The following is a 17,700-nucleotide window of genomic DNA, read 5'->3' on the forward strand; positions in this document are numbered from 1 at the left end:
CGCCTTAGTATGCTCAAAAAACGTCAACATCGGTTTATTGTATTTTTAAACAAATAAGACTCCCTTTTACTTAAGTTTACACAAAAGCAAACACTATTGACTTTATGTCAAAAGCAGATATTATTATGAATTTATAACATTAGGAATCACATCCATTATCAGATAGTCTTCAATCTAAATCCAATATGATTTAATGATTCAGGTCAATAGTATAATGTTGTAGATAATGTCTTTTCTTTGTATATTAAATTTTCAAATAACCGTTAGCCTTACAATTACACCAGTTTAATTTTTCAGGTCCTAATATAATAGATTTTAGCTTCAGTACATAAAATAAAACATTAAATTTGAATATTGTAATGAATAAATAATCATTTTAGCTTATTTTTAAAATCTGAATTATGTAATTGTAAGTACACAGTACCCTTTTGTAAGTTTCAAATTTTAAGTTGATCGGATAAACTATGTTGAAAATACTCGTTCTAACAGATTTTTCAAGTGGATATAGCCGCCGATTACTGGAAGGTATTATCCGCTATTCCAGAGAAGTCGGTCCCTGGTCTTTTTTACGCATGCCTTTATACTATCAAATGATATATGGAGAGGATGGTGTTGTCGATTTTGCGAAGAAATGGAAAGCTGATGCCATAATTGCCCAACTACGGGATGTGAATCTGGAACTATTCAACACTCTGGATATCCCTATTATTGTACAAAACTATCGTGAAAGAAATAAAGCCATATCTAATCTAACCGGAGACTACTACGAAACCGGCACCATGGCTGCCGACTTTTTCATAGGAAAGGGCTACCGAAATTTTGCATATTATGGATATCAAAATGCCATATGGTCGCGGGAAAGAGGATTCGGATACAAAGAAAGAATCGAAAAATATGGCTATGAGTGTAAAGTCTTAGAAAATAAAAATCCTGATAATAAAGAATGGTTATATAACACCGAGTATATGGGCAAATGGCTACAGTCTCTGCCTAAACCTATTGCACTTTTTGCTTGTGACGATTATTATGCACTTCAAATATCCGAAACTTGTAATATATTCAATATTAATATTCCCGATGAAGTTGCTATATTAGGTGTGGATAACGACACTCTATTGTGCAATCTGTCTACTCCCACTCTATCTTCCATTGTTCTTGATGTAGAAAACGGTGGGTATCAGGCAGCAAAATTATTAGATAAGTATGTAAAAGGTGAAATAAATGAGGCATTCAACATCGTCATTAAGCCTTTATATATAGAAAACAGGGCCTCGACAGATAAATATGCAGTCCCAGACGAGCATATCAAAACAATACTGGATTATATTAATGAGAATTATAGTAATAAGATATCAGTCAGTGACCTGATCGACTTAGTTCCTTTATCCAGAAGAGTTCTTGAAAAAAAGTTTAAACGTCTCACAGGTACATCTATATACCAATGCATTCTGGACCAAAGAATTAATCATTTCATCAAATTACTTCTGACCTCCGATCTGCATTTACCGGACGCTGCTATTCAAGCCGGATTTGATGATTACAAAAACGTGTCCCGTATCTTTCGAAAATACAAATCTATATCACCGGCAGAATATAGGAAGCTATATAAAAAACAGTAACTAAATTTTATTTTTATAAATAATACTATTACACGCAAGGATCAGCTATTATCCGACTAACAACCCGATACGCCAGATAATATTTATTCTATAAAGGAAATTACTATATAAGGTTTTAAATTACACTTTAAAACCTTATGAGTAAATGGTATACTATAGACAAAACATCCTCTTTATACTTTTATAATATCTTTTCTGACAAAAGAAAACTTTGACGTCTTATGAGGATAGTCATTCGCATTACAAACCTTATTCTGAAATTATAAAAGCGTAATTTTGAAACATCATTGAATCACTATCTCGTTAGTTACTAATAATACAAATCTAATATGAGAATTATAATAAAAAATGCGACTCTTATTTTACCGAACAAGGTATTGGAGAGAGCTTTCATTGTATGCACTGATGGTATTATTTCTGAACTTGGAGAAGGTAACTTCAACTTTTGTACGGACTCTGATCTGGTAATTGATGCAAAAGGGAATTATGTATCTCCCGGATTTATCGATATACACACACATGGCGCAGGTGGATACGATTTTATGGATAATACTGTAGAGGCCTACCTTGGTGCTGCTCGTGCACATGCTAAATACGGGACAACCAGCTTAGTTCCCACTACATTGACCAGCACAATAGAAGAACTTCTAAATACATTTGACATATATGAGCAGGCAAAAAAAAACAATATAGATGGAGCAGATTTACTCGGACTCCATTTGGAAGGACCATATTTTGCATACAATCAGCGAGGGGCACAAGACCCTAAATATTTACGAAATCCTATACCGGAAGAGTATAATGCTATATTGGAGAAAGGTGAGAAGCATATAATCCGTTGGAGCATGGCCCCGGAATTGGATGGTGCACTAGAACTTGGACAGCTATTATATTCGAAAGGCATCCTAGCATCACTTGGACATACGGATGCTCTTTACGAAGAAGTTGTAGATGCATATAAATGTGGATTTACACATGTCACACATCTTTATTCTTGCATGTCAAGCATCACAAGACGCAATGCCTATCGCTATGCAGGAGCCTTAGAAGCATCGTACATGATTGATGACATGAGCGTTGAGATAATTGCGGACGGAATACACCTCCCTAAACCATTATTACAATTTGTTTGCAAATTCAAAGCGTTTGATAAGATCGCTTTATGCACCGATTCTATGAGAGCTGCCGGAATGCCCGACGGCGAATATATACTAGGAAATAAGAATAATGGACAAAAGGTGATTGTCGAGGATGGAGTAGCTAAACTACCAGACCGCACAGCCTTTGCCGGTAGTGTGGCAACAGCAGACCGCCTGATTCGTACGATGATACAAATTGCAGAGATTTCACTTTTTGACGCTGTAAAAATGATGAGTCAAAATCCAGCCCGTATTCTAGGTATTGACAAAACCAAAGGCTCTTTGGAAGTAGGAAAAGATGCCGATATCATAATCTTCGACTCTGACATTTCAATACAAACAACAATCGTAAAAGGTAAAATTATTTATACATACAACACTTAATGTTTAATTATGATTTTAAAAAAGGATAAACTGACGGTAAAAATATATACCTCAACCAAGGATATGTCTGTCAGTGCAGCACTTGATGTGTCTTCAAAAATAAAGGAACTCCTAAGCCAAAATGAATATATTAATATGATTTTTGCAGCAGCTCCATCCCAATCTGATTTCTTCAAAGAACTTATCACATATAAAGACATTGACTGGGGACGAATAAATGCTTTTCATCTTGATGAATATATTAACTTGAACGAAAATGCACCTCAAAGATTTGGCAATTTCCTTAAAAAAGAAATATTCGGGTTACTCCCTTTCCGAAATATTTATTATCTTGACGGAAACAAACCTATTGAAGAAGAATGTAAGCGATATACAGCCTTACTGGAAAAATACCCACCTAAAATTATATGTTTAGGAATAGGAGAAAACGGACATATTGCATTCAATGACCCTCATGTTGCAAACTTCAATGATCCTGAAACGGTAAAAGCTGTTATGCTGGACGAAAGATGTAGACAACAACAGGTAAACGACAAGTGTTTCGACAAAATAGAAGATGTACCGGATAAAGCGCTTACCCTAACAATACCAACTCTACTCTCTGCCGAATATTTGTTTTGTATCGTACCATTCAAGTCAAAGGCACAGGCAGTATACAATATGATAAATGGGGAAATTACAGAAGCGTGTCCTGCATCTATTTTAAGAACCAAGGATAATATAAATCTATACTTAGATAAAGAAAGCTCGTCTTTGTTAGTTTTGTAAAAAAATCTTATAAGAAGTATATATTTTCATCCTGTACTAAATAACAATTAAAAATTTATCGACATATGAAACTAAGAATTATAACATTATCAATTTTATATTTTTTTATATCCGTATGTATATATTCCCAGAATGTTATCAAATTAGGAATTATAGGACTAGATACATCGCACTCTCCCGCTTTCATCAAACTCCTGAATGATGAAAATGCACCTGAACAATATAAAGGGTTCAAAGTTGTTGCAGCATATCCTTATGGTTCAAAAACAATAGAAAGTAGCGCCAAACGTATACCCGGATACATGGAAGAAGCTAAAAACAATGGAGTTAAAATAACAACTTCAATAGCTGAAATGCTTAAACTTGTAGATTGTGTGCTTCTGGAGACCAATGACGGCAACTTACATTTAGAACAAGCACTTGAAGTATTTAAGTCAGGAAAACCTATGTTTATTGATAAACCAGTCGCAGCCAATCTGGCCGAAACCATTGCTATATTCGAACTTTCTAAAAAATATAATGTCCAAATATTCTCTTCTTCAGTTCTGCGATATTCCCCAATAAATCAAGAAATTCGTAAAGGCGAACATGGTAAGGTACTTGGTGCAGATTGCTATTCGCCCGATGCATACGAACCTAGCCATGCCGACTTCACATGGTATGGTATACATGGTGTGGAAACACTATACACCGTTATGGGTACAGGATGTGTAGAGGTAAGCCGCCAATCGACAAAAGACTTCAGCGTTGTGACCGGCGTATGGGCAGATGGCAGAATAGGCACATTTAGAGCAATCCGTACAGGACATAACTACTTTGGAGGAACAGTATTTTGTAGCGGAAAAATGGTACAAGCCGGAGGATATGATGGATACAAAGTATTACTAGATGAAATTCTTAAATTTTTCAGAACAAAGGAGATTCCTGTTAACCCCGAAGAAACCATAGAAATATTCACTTTCATGGAAGCATCTAATGAAAGTAAGCGACAACATGGAAATACGGTATCGATGGAAAGTATTCTGGAAAAGGGCAAATTGGAAGCCCGGCGCATACTAAAAAGCTTAGATAACTAAACTATATACCAAAAGATCATTCATATAAACCAAACAGAACGTTTCTAATAATAAATAATTGTAAGTATAAAGAGAGCTACTGATATTTGTTATCAGTAGCTCTCTTTTATATCAAAGGTATACCTGCTATTAAAAAATAAAAGCAGCCATCAAAATAGACAACTGCCCTCTTGCTCTTCCTCTTGGACTTGAACCAAGGACCCTCTGATTAACAGTCAGATGCTCTAACCGACTGAGCTAAGGAAGAATGTTTTTCTCTTAAAAGTGACGCAAAAATAGGCCTTATTTCTGAATTATGCAATATCTTTATGCAAAAAAATTAATAAGAATGAAAAAAGTATTGGGAATGGGTAACGCCCTTGTGGATGTACTTGCGGTTATGGAAAACGATAAGTTATTGGAAACGCTTGAATTACCCAAGGGCAGCATGCAGCTAATAGACGATTCTAAACTGGAAATAATAAGTAAAGAAATTAACAAATTACAAAAGAATATTGTTTCCGGAGGCTCCGCTTCCAATACAATTGTGGGACTTGCGCGCTTAGGTATCGATACTGGGTTTCTAGGACGTATAGGTTCCGATTTTTATGGCAAATATTATAAGGAAGATTTAAAAAAACATAATGTCAGATTGCATTTGACAGAAGTTAATGAGGCCTCGGGGGTTGCATCCACTTTTATCTCTAAAGACGGAGAGCGTACCTTTGGCACATATCTAGGGGCAGCAGCTCTTCTAAATGCCAACGAACTGCAAGAAAATGATTTTAGAGATTATAAATATTTTTATATCGAAGGCTATCTTGTGCAAAGTCATGATCTTATAAAAAAAGCAATTATGTTAGCCAAAGAGGCTGGATCTAAAGTTATACTGGATATGGCCAGTTATAATGTTGTAGAAGAAAACAGGGAGTTCCTTCTGGAGGTTATACCACAATATGTAGATATCATTTTTGCTAATGAAGAAGAAGCAAAAGCTCTCCTGGATATGGAGTCCGAAAAAGCTGTTTCAACATTAGCTCAATTAGTAGATATTGCCGTTGTAAAAACAGGCTCTAAAGGCTCATGGATTCAACAAGGAAACGAGAAAGTATTTGTCCCTGCACTTAAGGTAAATTGTATAGATACAACCGGTGCAGGAGACCTATATGCCTCTGGGTTCATTTATGGTATGATCAACAATTATTCCCTCTATACTTGTGGACAAATAGGAACATTACTAGCGGCACATGTCATTCAGGAAATAGGTGCCAAAATCGTAGAAAATAAGTGGGGAGAGATAATCAATGAAATTTCAGTCTTAAAATGAAAACCACTGCCGATAATACATTTCAAAACAAAATCGTTTTTATCACAGGAGGTGCCAATGGCATAGGCAAGGCAATTGTTACCGCATTTTGTGAGACAGGTGCTGAGGTTATTTTTTGTGATACCGATGAAGAAGCGGGACTCCGGCTATGTAAAGAACTCAACAATGTTAATTGTACTTTTTCTAAAGTTGACATTACAGATAAGGATATGTTAGTAAATCTGGTAAATAACATATTCGATGTAAAGGAAAATATAGATATTATTATCAATAATGCAGGGATCAGCAATTTTGATTCTATACTTAATGTTTCGATAGAAGACTTTGATAAGATATTAAAAACGAATCTTCGTCCGGCGTTTATCACCGCAAAATTATTGGCTAAACATCGAGATCAAAACAAAGAATTAAACACATACGGACGCATAATCAATATAGCTTCTACCCGTCATTTGATGAGCGAACCAGACTCTGAGGCCTATGCTGCTTCGAAAGGAGGTATAGTTTCGCTCACTCATGCTCTCGCTATTTCTCTGAGCAAATACAATATTACGGTAAACTGTATTAGTCCGGGATGGATAGATACCGGACATTATGGAAATCTACGCCCCATAGACCATGAGCAACATCCATCGGGACGAGTAGGCATCCCAGAAGATATTGCCCGAGCATGTCTTTTCTTATGTCATCCGGATAACAATTTTATAAATGGAGAGAATATTATTATAGATGGAGGTATGACAAAAAAGATGATTTATGTAGAATAATTTCTTAGCTTTATAAAAATTAAATCAACCATGAAACGTCTCTACACAATATTTCTTTTGCTACTTGCTACATTTCTACCGATCGTGGCATGCACTACTGCTATTATCTCGGGTAAGTATACAGTAGATGGCCGCCCTTTACTTTACAAACACAGGGATACAGACGCATTACAAAATAAAGTGATGTATTTCGATGACGGCAAATACAAATATATAGGCATAGTAAATAGTAACGACAAATATGGGAAAGAAGTCTGGGGTGGCTACAATTCGACAGGCTTTGCCATTATGAACTCGGCCTCATACAATCTCAATCCCGAACAGGCCGGAAAAGACGAATTAGAAGGCGTAGTAATGAAACTGGCCCTACAGCAATGTGCAACTTTAGCTGACTTTGAACGTTTGCTTGATTCATTACCTAAACCAATGTATCTGAGTGCTAATTTTGGTGTAATAGATGCACTGGGAGGTGCCGCATACTACGAAACCGGCGATTACTCTTATAAAAAATTCGACGCAAATGATCCTCTTACAGCACCCAGGGGATACCTGATCCGCACAAACTATTCTTTTTCAGGTGATAGAAATAGAGACAAAGGTATAAGCCGATATATGGCCGCTGAACCAATACTTTATCAAGCAGCATTATCCAATTCACTTTCATACAAGTTTCTATTACAAGATGTATCCCGTAATCTCAAGCATGGATTAACCGGAACAAACCTATATAATAATATACCTTTAAATAACGACAAACCTATATATGTTCCTTTCCGAGACTTTATCCCACGTTATTCAACATCGTCAGTCATAGTAGTTCAGGGAACAAAAGGAGATGAACCTCCGGCTCTTACAACTATGTGGACTATACTAGGCTCGCCGCTTACATCAGTTGCTATACCAGTATGGCTAAATAAGAATAACATTTATCCATCTATCTTAATAGCCGAAAGATCGGAGAATGCAGACCTCTGCAATTGGTCTCTATTTCTAAAAAAAGAACTTTTTCCTATTTCGGTTGGGGAAGGTAATGATTACATTAATTTGGCGGCTCTTCTCACCTCAAATCAAACAGGAATATTACAAAAAATAAAACCTATAGAAAATCTCATTTTAGAAAATGGAAATTCTTTATTAGAAAAATGGCGAAAAAATGAACAATTAACCTCAGAGTTAAAAGATTTCTATAATCAGATAGACAATTATGTGAGTGAGTTTTATTTAAATGAATTAAAAGATGATAAATAATAATACTCAGCTGATAAACAAACAGTATACACATAATTCGAAAGATTATATATGTTTTTATTAAGAGCTGTAATCCTAATCTTAATACCAGTCTCTGGCATTATATATTCGAACTCTGTAAAATATAATAATCTTGCCTAATTTTTGCGAATATATTATAAGTAAAAACCTTTAATTTCACTTTTTGATTTGTAACAATAAAAAAATACTTTATAATAAAGGTTCGCAATAAATAGGATATGAAATATTAATGTTAAATTTGGAGTTATTTTAACATTAATTCGATTAACCATAGTCCATGAAAAAGATACGCCCAAGTCTTTTAACGATTTTATTTTTTATTAGCTTACTAATTTCTGCAGCACCTTCCTCGCCTAGAATCAGAGGAAAGATTATTGAGTCTGGAACAAATACAGTTCTTGAATTTGCTGATGTTATTCTTTTCGAAAAAAATAATCCGACTCCGATAGCCCATACATACTCGGAAAGAGATGGTAGTTTTTCATTCATCGAAATAAAAGATGGGGAATACAATTTATTAGTCAAACTAGTCGGCTACGATCTATACAACGGTTCCGGCATAATACTCACTACATCTTCAAGAATCGACTTAGGTATTGTAGAACTTAAACCCTTAGAAATAGGACTATCGGAAGTCATTATAGAAGCACAAAAAAGACAAGTTATCTACAAACTCGACAAAAAAATAATAGACGCATCTTCAAACATTATGGCTAGCGGAGGTTCAGCTGTCGACATCCTATCGAATACTCCATCTATACGTGTTGATGTAGAGGGAGAAGTCACATTTAGGGGAAGTAGCGGATTTTCTGTGTATATAGATGGCAAACCCAGTCCATTCAAAGGAACACAAGCTTTAGAACAAATTCCGGCAGGTCAGATAGACAATATCGAAATCATTACAACGCCATCGGCCCGACATGATACAGAAGGTGATGTTGGTATCATTAATATCATCACCAAACGAAATATGGGCCATGGACTGAGTGGTATGGTCAATATAAGCGGCAGTACTGTCCTCTCAAACAGCTTCGACTTCCTTATAAACCAGCAAAACAAGCATTCAAGATGGTTTATAGGTGGCGTTTGGAGCCAACCTATCCGCAAAAGTAGCTTCGATCAGCAGAAAACAACAATTGTACGTGATACAACTACTGTCTCTCACTCCAATGGTCCCCGTGAAGGAAAAAATACTAATTACTCCATAAAAGGAGGATGGGCATACGCACTTCCAAAGACTGAAATAAGCCTTGATGGAGAAATAGGATATGCCAAAAGAGCTCGAAAAGGCGATCTATTTTATACCGAAGAACGTTCTGATGCAAAAGGAATATTTGAGCAGGGAATATACAATAGCCGTGACGATTATGATCTACATGAAACCTATTATCAAGGAACTGTTGCATTTAATCACAAATTCGACGAAAAAGGGCATTTATTAACAGGGAGCTTTTATCTCAAATATGGAGGTGATGCATTAGAATACTTCCAAAGCGACTTATTCGATTTGGATAATCAACGCCAACAAGGGCATCGAGCATGGGAAGACGAACATCGTTGGACTGTACGTGGCAATTTGGATTATATCCTGCCTTACAGCAAAACAGGAGCTTTGGAAGCCGGATACCAATACTTCTCATATCTGGAAGATGGCGATTATAGCATGCAATCTTGGGATCCGTCAAAAAAAGAATTTTATTGGCGCAACGACATCTATAATACATTCTATTTTCAACGAGGAATAAACTCCATATATATTATAGGATCTGAAAGTTATAAATCACTCGATTTACAAGTAGGAATACGAGGTGAACATACTCATCAGGTATTGAGAAGCTCGAAAGAATGGGCTAACCGTACAGTAAACCGTTTCGAAGTATTCCCATCTGTTCATTTAGGTTATACATTCCCTAACGACCATAAAATAACAGCGTCCTTTTCGAGACGAACAACAAGACCTGAGCTTTTCTTTATGGAACCTTATATTACCTATCGCGATTATTATTCAGCAGAAATAGGAAATCCTGATATTCGTCCGGAATATATTAATTCTTATGAATTGAACTATAAAAAAAATATCGACAACCATACTATTTCGACAATATTGTTTTATAGAAACAGAAAAGACAAAATTGAACGGCTGCGGATTCCGTACGAAGCAGGGGTCACTCTCGATTCGATGGCAAATGTCGGACACGACCGTTCGATGGGACTTGAATTAAATGGGCAACTGCAGCCTCTACGCTGGTGGAGTACAACGATAAATGGTAACCTGTATAGTTACAAAGTAGAGAATGAGTACAAAACCGATGGCTATAATGAGAAAAGTACAAACTACGATATAGCCTGGAATAACTCTTTCGATCTTGGTAAATACACAAAAATACAATTCGATGCCAACTTTGTCGGACCGACTGTAACCACGCAAGGAAAAGCCGCTTCGTTTTGGTACGCAAATTTTGCGATCAGACAACAGTTATTCAACAGAAAACTAACATCTGTACTTAGTTTCCGCGATGTATTCAATTCAGCACGTTATACTAGCGATATTAATACAGCTAACCTACAATCGGTAACACACATTCGTCCTAAATATCCGTTAATAAATCTTACTCTAAGTTACACATTTAATAATTTCAAGCGGAAAACAAGTGATGGAAAAACTAGTCACGACTTATTTGAGGGAACCAATCACTAGCCTATATTAATTTCTTATCTTTACCTTAAATATAAAACACTGATACTATGTTATACGATATTGCTATTATTGGCGGCGGACCAGCAGGATATACTGCTGCTGAACGAGCTGCAGCAAATGGATTAAAAGTCATTCTTTTTGAAAAAAACGCACTGGGTGGAGTCTGCCTAAACGAAGGTTGCATACCAACCAAAACATTACTATACTCTGCTAAGAATCTAGATAATATAAAGAATTCTTCAAAATATGGAATTTCGGTAGAAGGGGAAACGACCTTCGATCTAAACAAAATTATTGCACGAAAACAAAAAACAGTCCGTAAGCTTGTCGCAGGCATTAAACAGAAGATGAATGCGCATGAAGTTACGGTAGTAAACGGAGAAGCGACTATTAACGGAGAGGATGATAATCAAAACATTCTTATATCTTGCAATGAAGAAATCATTAAGGCTAAAAAGCTTTTGCTATGTACTGGATCGGAAACAATAATACCTCCGATAAAAGGACTAAAAGATAGCCCATACTGGACATCTAAAGAGGCGTTAGACAATAAAGAATTACCAAATTCTCTAGCTATTATCGGAGGAGGAGTTATCGGTGTAGAATTTGCATCTTTCTTTAACAGTTTGGGAGTAAAAGTCAGCGTTATAGAAATGCTGCCCGAAATATTAGGGGCAATGGATAAAGAATTATCCGCTATGCTCCGAACCGAATACACAAAAAAAGGTATTGATTTTCATCTCAACACTAAAGTTATAGAAGTAAAAAACAATGAGGTGATAATAGAAAAAGATGGGGAACAATCTAGTATAGAGACCTCACAAATATTACTGAGCACAGGGAGAAGACCAATCACGACAAATCTAAATCTGGATAAACTGAATATAGAGATGTTCGGTAATGGAGTAAAAGTCAATGAATTTATGAATACCTCACATCCTAATGTCTATGCATGTGGAGATATTACCGGACATTCCCTATTAGCTCACACTGCTGTACGAGAAGCTGAAGTAGCCATAAACCATATTTTAGACAAGGATGACCATATGAGTTACAAAGCTATTCCCGGTGTGGTATATACCAATCCTGAGATAGCCGGCACAGGCCAAACAGAAGAGGAATTAACCACGAAAGAGGTCAAATATTCGGTATTGAAATTACCAATGGCCTACTCTGGGCGTTTTGTTGCTGAAAATGAATTAGGCAACGGAGTCTGTAAACTAATAATTAATGATGACGACAAAATAATCGGCTGCCATATGTTAGGTAATCCGGCATCAGAATTAATTGTTATTGCAGGGATCGCTATTGAAAAAGGTTTTACAATAGACGAATTTCAGAAAATCGTATTTCCTCATCCTACAGTAGGGGAGATTATTCATGAAACATTATTTACATAAAATAAAAAGTATTTAAAGAGAGCTACAGAACAAACCATTCATCATCTATATTTGTTAATATTTTAAACAATGGGATCATGAAACAGGTATTATTTGTACTAATACTAATATCTTTGACTTTAGCAGGCTGTAAGACACAAAAAGATCCGGCTAAAGCCGCAGCTAAAGAAAGGGAACAAAAAATATGGTTTGACAAAGCTGTTCAGGCTTTGAATGATCGGGAGTTCGTACTTGAAGCAGATCGTATTACATTTAAGTACGGACACTTTACTTATGTAAATGCCAATACAAATTTTGTCTCCATGCACGGTGATAAAGCGACTATTCAAATGGCGTTTAATTCACCTTATGCAGGCCCTAACGGTATCGGAGGTATTACAGTCGATGGCACAGCATCAAATGTAAAAATGGTTACAGATAAAAAAGGAAATATAACCTTTACGATGGGGGTTATAGGAGTGGGAGTATCTGCTACTGTAACTATTCAAATGATTAATGGGACGAATCAGTGTTCTGCCACAATCAATCCTAATTTCAATAGCAACCGGATAACATTTACAGGAAAATTATATCAAGAGGCGGACTCTGATATATTTAAAGGAAGAGCTTTATAAGAGACTATTGAATAAAATAAAAAACGAGGATGTACATTTACACCCTCGTTCTAAACATAAAGCCTATTTTTTAAAGGTATTTATAATTGCTTTAAACTTTAAAATAAAGTAACTTTTATAATACCTATAACTTATATATCCAAAAACAATATTTATAAGTTCCTGAATTAGTGTATTAAAAATGACATCGCATATAACCTTTCCAGAACAATAAAGGCTATATATCTAGTCGATAAATAGCCTTTATATTGTCGTTTCTGTGACCCCGGAGGGGCTCGAACCCTCGACCCATTGATTAAGAGTCAATTGCTCTACCAGCTGAGCTACGGAGTCATTTGATGTGTGCAAAAGTATAACAATTATTCTTTTTAGGGAAATTTTTGAAGAATAAAGTCTAAAAAAATACTACTTTTGTATTCGAAAGGTCAATACCTTCCCGTGTAGCTTAGGATGAACCACGTAAAAAACAAAGAATACATGAATAATAAAGAATCGGCTTTGGTCTTGTTTTCGGGTGGACAAGATTCAACAACATGCCTCTATTGGGCAATAAAGAACTTCTCTTCAGTTCGCACTTTATGTTTCACTTATGGTCAGCGCCATTCGAAAGAGATAGAAGTAGCACAAGCAATAGCAGAGAAAGCTAATATTCCATTCCAGTTATTGGATGCATCTATTATCAGTCAATTATCAGTCAATTCACTGACTAGTGATATCGTAATGGATCAGGAAAAACCACAAGATTCGTATCCGAATACATTTGTTCCGGGACGTAACTTGTTATTCCTTACCTTTGCAGCAGTCATTGCTCGATCACATGGTATTCGTCATATTATAACAGGTGTTTCTGAAGCCGATTACAGTGGTTATCCCGACTGTAGAGATACATTTATCTTGTCGGCTAATGCGTCTATTAATTTAGCTATGGATGAACATTTTCAGATTCATACACCGCTGATGTGGAGAGATAAGACTGCCGTATGGCAGTTAGCAGACGAACTCGGTGTTTTTAATATTGTACGTACTCAAACTTTGACATGTTACAATGGTATAATAGCGGATGGTTGTGGTCAATGTCCGGCATGTAAGTTGCGCAAACATGGACTAGATAATTATTTAAAAACAAAGGAATAATGAAGATAGAAGGATTAAGTCATCTCGGTGCAAAAACCGAATACAAAGATGATTATGCTCCGGAGGTACTGGAAGCATTTGAGAATAAACATCAGGGAAATGATTATTGGGTAACATTCAACTGTCCCGAGTTTACTAGCCTTTGTCCAATAACAGGCCAGCCTGACTTTGCAACAATACACATCAACTATATACCCGATGTGAAAATGGTAGAAAGTAAAAGCCTTAAACTATATATGTTTAGTTTCCGTAATCATGGGGCTTTTCATGAAGATTGCGTAAACATCATAATGAAAGACCTTATAAAGTTAATGGATCCGAAATATATAGAGGTTGTTGGTATCTTTACTCCTCGGGGAGGAATCAGTATATATCCATATTGTAATTATGGGCGTCTTGGAACTAAATACGAAATGGCTGCGAGAGAGAGGCTGCTAAGTCACAATCCACAACAAACCTACAAGTAATCATCCGATTTTTGGTTTCTTCTTCTTTAGTTTTCTGTATACTACAGAGAACCATAAAGGTAGTATTATCCCTTTGCAAACTGTGGATATGGCTATAGCCCACCATACACCCCCTATTCCCATCTCTGCTGCTAAATAATAGGCCAATGGAATTCGAAGGGCATTGAAACTGATACTTATGATAGCTGGTTCTATAGTTCGTCCTATACCGTTAAACATACCTTGCGTCGTTAACTCAAACATCATAAATATTTGTACAAGCCCCATTACAAAAAGATATTGAGCACCCGCTTTCATCGCACTTTCTTCGGGTACAATAATGCCGAAGATTTGTGCTCCAAATAAGATGAAACAAATACTAACAACGATACCAAGTGAAAGCATCACACGTATGGTGTAATAGTAGGCCTTCTTACCCCGTTCCAATTTATTTGCTGCATAGTTTTGTGCTACAAAAGCACTGAGAGCTGTTGAAAAACCTTGTGAAGTATTCCACGTAACAGCTTCGATTTGTCCGCCTGTAGTCTGTGTCATTAACCCTAAGTGTCCACCATGTATTGAAGCTACGCGTGCCAGATTCATATTGATGATAGCATATAGAGAGTTCATGATTGAAACTGGAGTTCCCAAAAAGAATATACGCTTTAAATAAATAGCTTTAGGCCTGATAAAGAAAGAAAAGTTACCCAATATTCGATTGCCATATTTGATCTGATAGAAAAATAATGCAAATACAAATATTTGGGCAATTACTGTTCCTATCGCTGCTCCGTGTAGCCCGAGTCCCATTACAAACATTAATATAGGATCGAGAATCATGTTTACAACAAGTCCTGCAGCATTATTCCTGAATGGGATAAAACTTCGACCTGCACCATTGTATATACCCGTGAAATTATATGACAAAAACTGGAACGGTAGACTGATGGTAAGAATACGCAGATAAAGTACGGCATCAGCTGTTATATCAGCTTCTAATTTAAAGAAAGATAATATCTGATTGGCAAATACAAATAAAATGGACACCCATATTACACCAAGAGTGATAGATGTAGTTGTAGAGTGAGAGGCGTAAATGGCAGCACGTTTCATTTTTCTAGCACCGATCGATTGCCCCACTGCTACTTCAGATCCAATCATAGCTAAATAAGCAACAGATGCCGTAAGCCATAAGAGCATTCCTATAGCTCCTATTGCAGCTTCCGACTTTGTCGCTATTTCGGGATGAGATATAGTGCCTAGCCGTCCTACCCACGACATAGCCATTAATGTATATGCCATTTGTAGAAAGCTGGTTCCCATTAGAGGAAGTGCTAGGCGGATGAGAGTAGAAAATATTTTCCCTTCAGTAAGATTATGGATACCGTGTTTCATTATTAAAAAATAGAACGATTCATTTTACAAGTCTTTTAGCAGCTTTTTTCCATCCGGATGATTATCAAATTCTCTTATTCGGAGAATTGTCTCCCATTCACTCTGAAATTGGATATCGGTATCTATCATAAAATCTTCTGATCCATGTCTATCTATTTTCTCAAATAGGAAGCCCACGGTTATATGATTAATATCTAATGAGGGGATATAAGCAGGCACAAGGTTATCTTCAGTAGGAGTTTCTACTACCATCCCGACTTCCAACAAGTGGAATAATGTATCGCTTGTTAGTTTAGTCGGTATTTTATAATATTCCGATAGCTCATCGGCTGTATAAGGGGTATGTCCCTTCTCGAATCGTTTTACGATGAGAGTCATAATAAGCAGTGTGACAAAATCTTTATATCGGCGGCTAATATTTGATGTTTCATGTTCAAAGTTGAATTTATTTACATTCTGAAAAGAAAAAGATAACTGCACTCCAAACAGGATAAAGAACCATGTTAGCTGCAACCACAACAATAGTAACGGTAATGCTGCGAAACTACCATAAATGGCGTTATATTTTGATATCCACATCTGTCCGTTTATATATAAGACTTGGAATATTTGAAAAGCGATACCTGTAAAAATACCACCGAAGAGGGCACTCTTGAACTTAACCTTTGTGTTTGGAATATAAATGTAGAGTATAGTGAACAACAAGATTATAATAAGAAATGGAACTATTTTCATTATAGGACTCATGACCAGTCCCAGAAAATATTGTTGCTCGGCAGTCGTATTCAGGATGATAGTAATCCCTGCATTACATATCAAGAAAACGGGTGTGATAATAATTAAGGCAAGATAGTCTGTAAACATACGGAAATACGAGCGCCCAGTCTTTACTTGCCACATTCTATTGAAGTTGTCCTCGATATTAGATAACAGATTGATGACTGTATATAATAGGAGTACGACGCCAATACCTAAAAATACTCCACCTTGCGCATATTCTATAGACTTGTCAATAAATGCTGTAGCTTTATTAAGCAATTCTTCTTGCCCTGCAAAATAACTGAAAAGCTGACTCTTTACAATATTCTGGAATCCAAATCCACGTGCTATAGCAAATAATACAGCTAGTAAAGGTACAATTGACAATAATGTACTATATGTGAGGGCAGATGCACGAGTGAAAAGTTGTGCTCCATCTATATTTCGTATGGCCAGAATAAAGGATTTTATAATATTATAGAATCCTATCTTTCGAGATGGGCCGTCCTTCTTATTAATACGCCAGATGTCATAAGATAAAAACCGTATTAGTCTGGTTATAAATATTTTTATTTTCTCAATCATATTATTTACACTATTAAAGCATATTGATATGCTGAATCTTATAAACAAAATATCAACAAAGATAGTTTGTTCTTTGCTTAGAATAAGCATATAGTATCTATTTGTTTGCGAAGTTTATGGCAAACATTAGACTTGGTTTTCCCTTAATTTCAAAAAGGTGACAAAAGTTACAGGTTTTAAACCTTTTTTTATTATCACTTTTGTTTGAAATTCTGTGGTGAAATTCTTCAGTATAGATAAAGTTTTATCATTGAAAAGGAAGTAAATTCTATATTCTAATTATAAAATATTCACCTTAATTTAACTTTAGAATAATATTTATATATTTGTTTTTCTAATAT

Annotated in this window: 14 protein-coding genes and 2 tRNA genes; 12 read left to right on the plus strand and 4 right to left on the minus strand. The window is 35.9% G+C overall.

Annotated elements, in window-relative coordinates; translation table 11 throughout:
* Positions 1–464 precede the first annotated feature (464 nt).
* The 4 genes from JGH11_RS08950 (at position 465) to JGH11_RS08965 (ending at position 4,986) form a co-directional block, all read left to right on the plus strand.
* A complete protein-coding gene (locus tag JGH11_RS08950) occupies positions 465–1,619 on the plus strand; it encodes a DNA-binding transcriptional regulator (protein WP_201111241.1) in 1,155 nt (384 codons plus the stop codon).
* A gap of 329 nt (positions 1,620–1,948) precedes the next feature.
* On the plus strand, positions 1,949–3,142 hold the full coding sequence (nagA, locus tag JGH11_RS08955; protein WP_201111242.1) for an N-acetylglucosamine-6-phosphate deacetylase: 1,194 nt from the start codon (positions 1,949–1,951) through the stop codon (positions 3,140–3,142).
* Positions 3,143–3,151: 9 nt separating this feature from the next.
* The gene (locus JGH11_RS08960) at positions 3,152–3,910 is read left to right on the plus strand and encodes a glucosamine-6-phosphate deaminase (protein WP_201111243.1); all 759 of its coding nucleotides are present in this window, start codon (positions 3,152–3,154) and stop codon (positions 3,908–3,910) included.
* A gap of 65 nt (positions 3,911–3,975) precedes the next feature.
* Positions 3,976–4,986: a Gfo/Idh/MocA family protein gene (locus JGH11_RS08965; RefSeq protein WP_201111244.1), complete on the plus strand. Its 1,011-nt coding sequence runs from the start codon at positions 3,976–3,978 to the stop codon at positions 4,984–4,986.
* A gap of 173 nt (positions 4,987–5,159) precedes the next feature.
* Here JGH11_RS08965 and JGH11_RS08970 read toward each other — a convergent pair.
* Positions 5,160–5,233, minus strand: a tRNA-Asn gene (locus JGH11_RS08970).
* Between the two features lie 81 nt (positions 5,234–5,314).
* Between JGH11_RS08970 and JGH11_RS08975 the strand changes: the two genes are divergently transcribed.
* From JGH11_RS08975 to JGH11_RS09000, 6 genes are all read left to right on the plus strand, one after another.
* On the plus strand, positions 5,315–6,292 hold the full coding sequence (locus JGH11_RS08975) for an adenosine kinase (protein ID WP_201111245.1): 978 nt from the start codon (positions 5,315–5,317) through the stop codon (positions 6,290–6,292).
* Positions 6,289–7,059 (plus strand): SDR family oxidoreductase, encoded by a 771-nt coding sequence (locus JGH11_RS08980; protein WP_201111246.1) that lies wholly within the window; start codon positions 6,289–6,291, stop codon positions 7,057–7,059. The genes JGH11_RS08975 and JGH11_RS08980 overlap by 4 nt, the downstream gene beginning before the upstream one ends.
* Before the next feature lie 30 nt (positions 7,060–7,089).
* The gene (locus JGH11_RS08985; protein ID WP_201111247.1) at positions 7,090–8,307 is read left to right on the plus strand and encodes a hypothetical protein; all 1,218 of its coding nucleotides are present in this window, start codon (positions 7,090–7,092) and stop codon (positions 8,305–8,307) included.
* Positions 8,308–8,605: 298 nt separating this feature from the next.
* The gene (locus JGH11_RS08990; protein WP_201111248.1) at positions 8,606–11,026 is read left to right on the plus strand and encodes an outer membrane beta-barrel family protein; all 2,421 of its coding nucleotides are present in this window, start codon (positions 8,606–8,608) and stop codon (positions 11,024–11,026) included.
* 47 nt (positions 11,027–11,073) lie between these two features.
* Positions 11,074–12,426: a dihydrolipoyl dehydrogenase gene (gene lpdA / locus JGH11_RS08995; RefSeq protein WP_201111249.1), complete on the plus strand. Its 1,353-nt coding sequence runs from the start codon at positions 11,074–11,076 to the stop codon at positions 12,424–12,426.
* 77 nt (positions 12,427–12,503) lie between these two features.
* The gene (locus JGH11_RS09000; RefSeq protein WP_201111250.1) at positions 12,504–13,040 is read left to right on the plus strand and encodes a DUF4251 domain-containing protein; all 537 of its coding nucleotides are present in this window, start codon (positions 12,504–12,506) and stop codon (positions 13,038–13,040) included.
* A 260-nt stretch (positions 13,041–13,300) separates the two neighbouring features.
* Here JGH11_RS09000 and JGH11_RS09005 read toward each other — a convergent pair.
* A tRNA-Lys gene (locus tag JGH11_RS09005) sits at positions 13,301–13,373 on the minus strand.
* Between the two features lie 144 nt (positions 13,374–13,517).
* Here JGH11_RS09005 and queC point away from each other — a divergent pair.
* Positions 13,518–14,174 carry a 7-cyano-7-deazaguanine synthase QueC gene (gene queC, locus JGH11_RS09010; protein ID WP_201111251.1) on the plus strand — a complete coding sequence of 219 codons (657 nt, stop codon included), beginning with the start codon at positions 13,518–13,520 and terminating at the stop codon, positions 14,172–14,174.
* Positions 14,174–14,641, plus strand: a complete 468-nt coding sequence (queF, locus tag JGH11_RS09015) for a preQ(1) synthase (protein ID WP_236263934.1) — start codon at positions 14,174–14,176, stop codon at positions 14,639–14,641. The genes queC and queF overlap by 1 nt, the downstream gene beginning before the upstream one ends.
* On the opposite strand, the gene JGH11_RS09020 is transcribed toward queF, so the two are convergent.
* Together JGH11_RS09020 and JGH11_RS09025 are read right to left on the minus strand one after the other, a co-directional pair.
* Positions 14,642–16,015: an MATE family efflux transporter gene (locus JGH11_RS09020; RefSeq protein ID WP_201111252.1), complete on the minus strand. Its 1,374-nt coding sequence runs from the start codon at positions 16,013–16,015 to the stop codon at positions 14,642–14,644. It abuts the gene before it with no gap.
* 24 nt (positions 16,016–16,039) lie between these two features.
* The gene (locus tag JGH11_RS09025) at positions 16,040–17,359 is read right to left on the minus strand and encodes a YihY/virulence factor BrkB family protein (protein ID WP_201111253.1); all 1,320 of its coding nucleotides are present in this window, start codon (positions 17,357–17,359) and stop codon (positions 16,040–16,042) included.
* Between the last annotated feature and the right edge of the window lie 341 nt (positions 17,360–17,700).

Origin of the sequence: Dysgonomonas sp. Marseille-P4677 (genome assembly GCF_016652235.1) — a bacterium.
Classification (GTDB): Bacteria; Bacteroidota; Bacteroidia; order Bacteroidales; family Dysgonomonadaceae; genus Dysgonomonas.

Bases quoted from the DNA above. Each gene is read 5' to 3' on its own strand.
- JGH11_RS08950 (WP_201111241.1), top strand. From the start codon at position 465: ATGTTGAAAATACTCGTTCTAACAGATTTTTCAAGTGGATATAGCCGC.
- nagA (WP_201111242.1), top strand. From the start codon at position 1,949: ATGAGAATTATAATAAAAAATGCGACTCTTATTTTACCGAACAAGGTA.
- JGH11_RS08960 (WP_201111243.1), top strand. From the start codon at position 3,152: ATGATTTTAAAAAAGGATAAACTGACGGTAAAAATATATACCTCAACC.
- JGH11_RS08965 (WP_201111244.1), top strand. From the start codon at position 3,976: ATGAAACTAAGAATTATAACATTATCAATTTTATATTTTTTTATATCC.
- JGH11_RS08975 (WP_201111245.1), top strand. From the start codon at position 5,315: ATGAAAAAAGTATTGGGAATGGGTAACGCCCTTGTGGATGTACTTGCG.
- JGH11_RS08980 (WP_201111246.1), top strand. From the start codon at position 6,289: ATGAAAACCACTGCCGATAATACATTTCAAAACAAAATCGTTTTTATC.
- JGH11_RS08985 (WP_201111247.1), top strand. From the start codon at position 7,090: ATGAAACGTCTCTACACAATATTTCTTTTGCTACTTGCTACATTTCTA.
- JGH11_RS08990 (WP_201111248.1), top strand. From the start codon at position 8,606: ATGAAAAAGATACGCCCAAGTCTTTTAACGATTTTATTTTTTATTAGC.
- lpdA (WP_201111249.1), top strand. From the start codon at position 11,074: ATGTTATACGATATTGCTATTATTGGCGGCGGACCAGCAGGATATACT.
- JGH11_RS09000 (WP_201111250.1), top strand. From the start codon at position 12,504: ATGAAACAGGTATTATTTGTACTAATACTAATATCTTTGACTTTAGCA.
- queC (WP_201111251.1), top strand. From the start codon at position 13,518: ATGAATAATAAAGAATCGGCTTTGGTCTTGTTTTCGGGTGGACAAGAT.
- queF (WP_236263934.1), top strand. From the start codon at position 14,174: ATGAAGATAGAAGGATTAAGTCATCTCGGTGCAAAAACCGAATACAAA.
- JGH11_RS09020 (WP_201111252.1), bottom strand. From the start codon at position 16,015: ATGAAACACGGTATCCATAATCTTACTGAAGGGAAAATATTTTCTACT.
- JGH11_RS09025 (WP_201111253.1), bottom strand. From the start codon at position 17,359: ATGATTGAGAAAATAAAAATATTTATAACCAGACTAATACGGTTTTTA.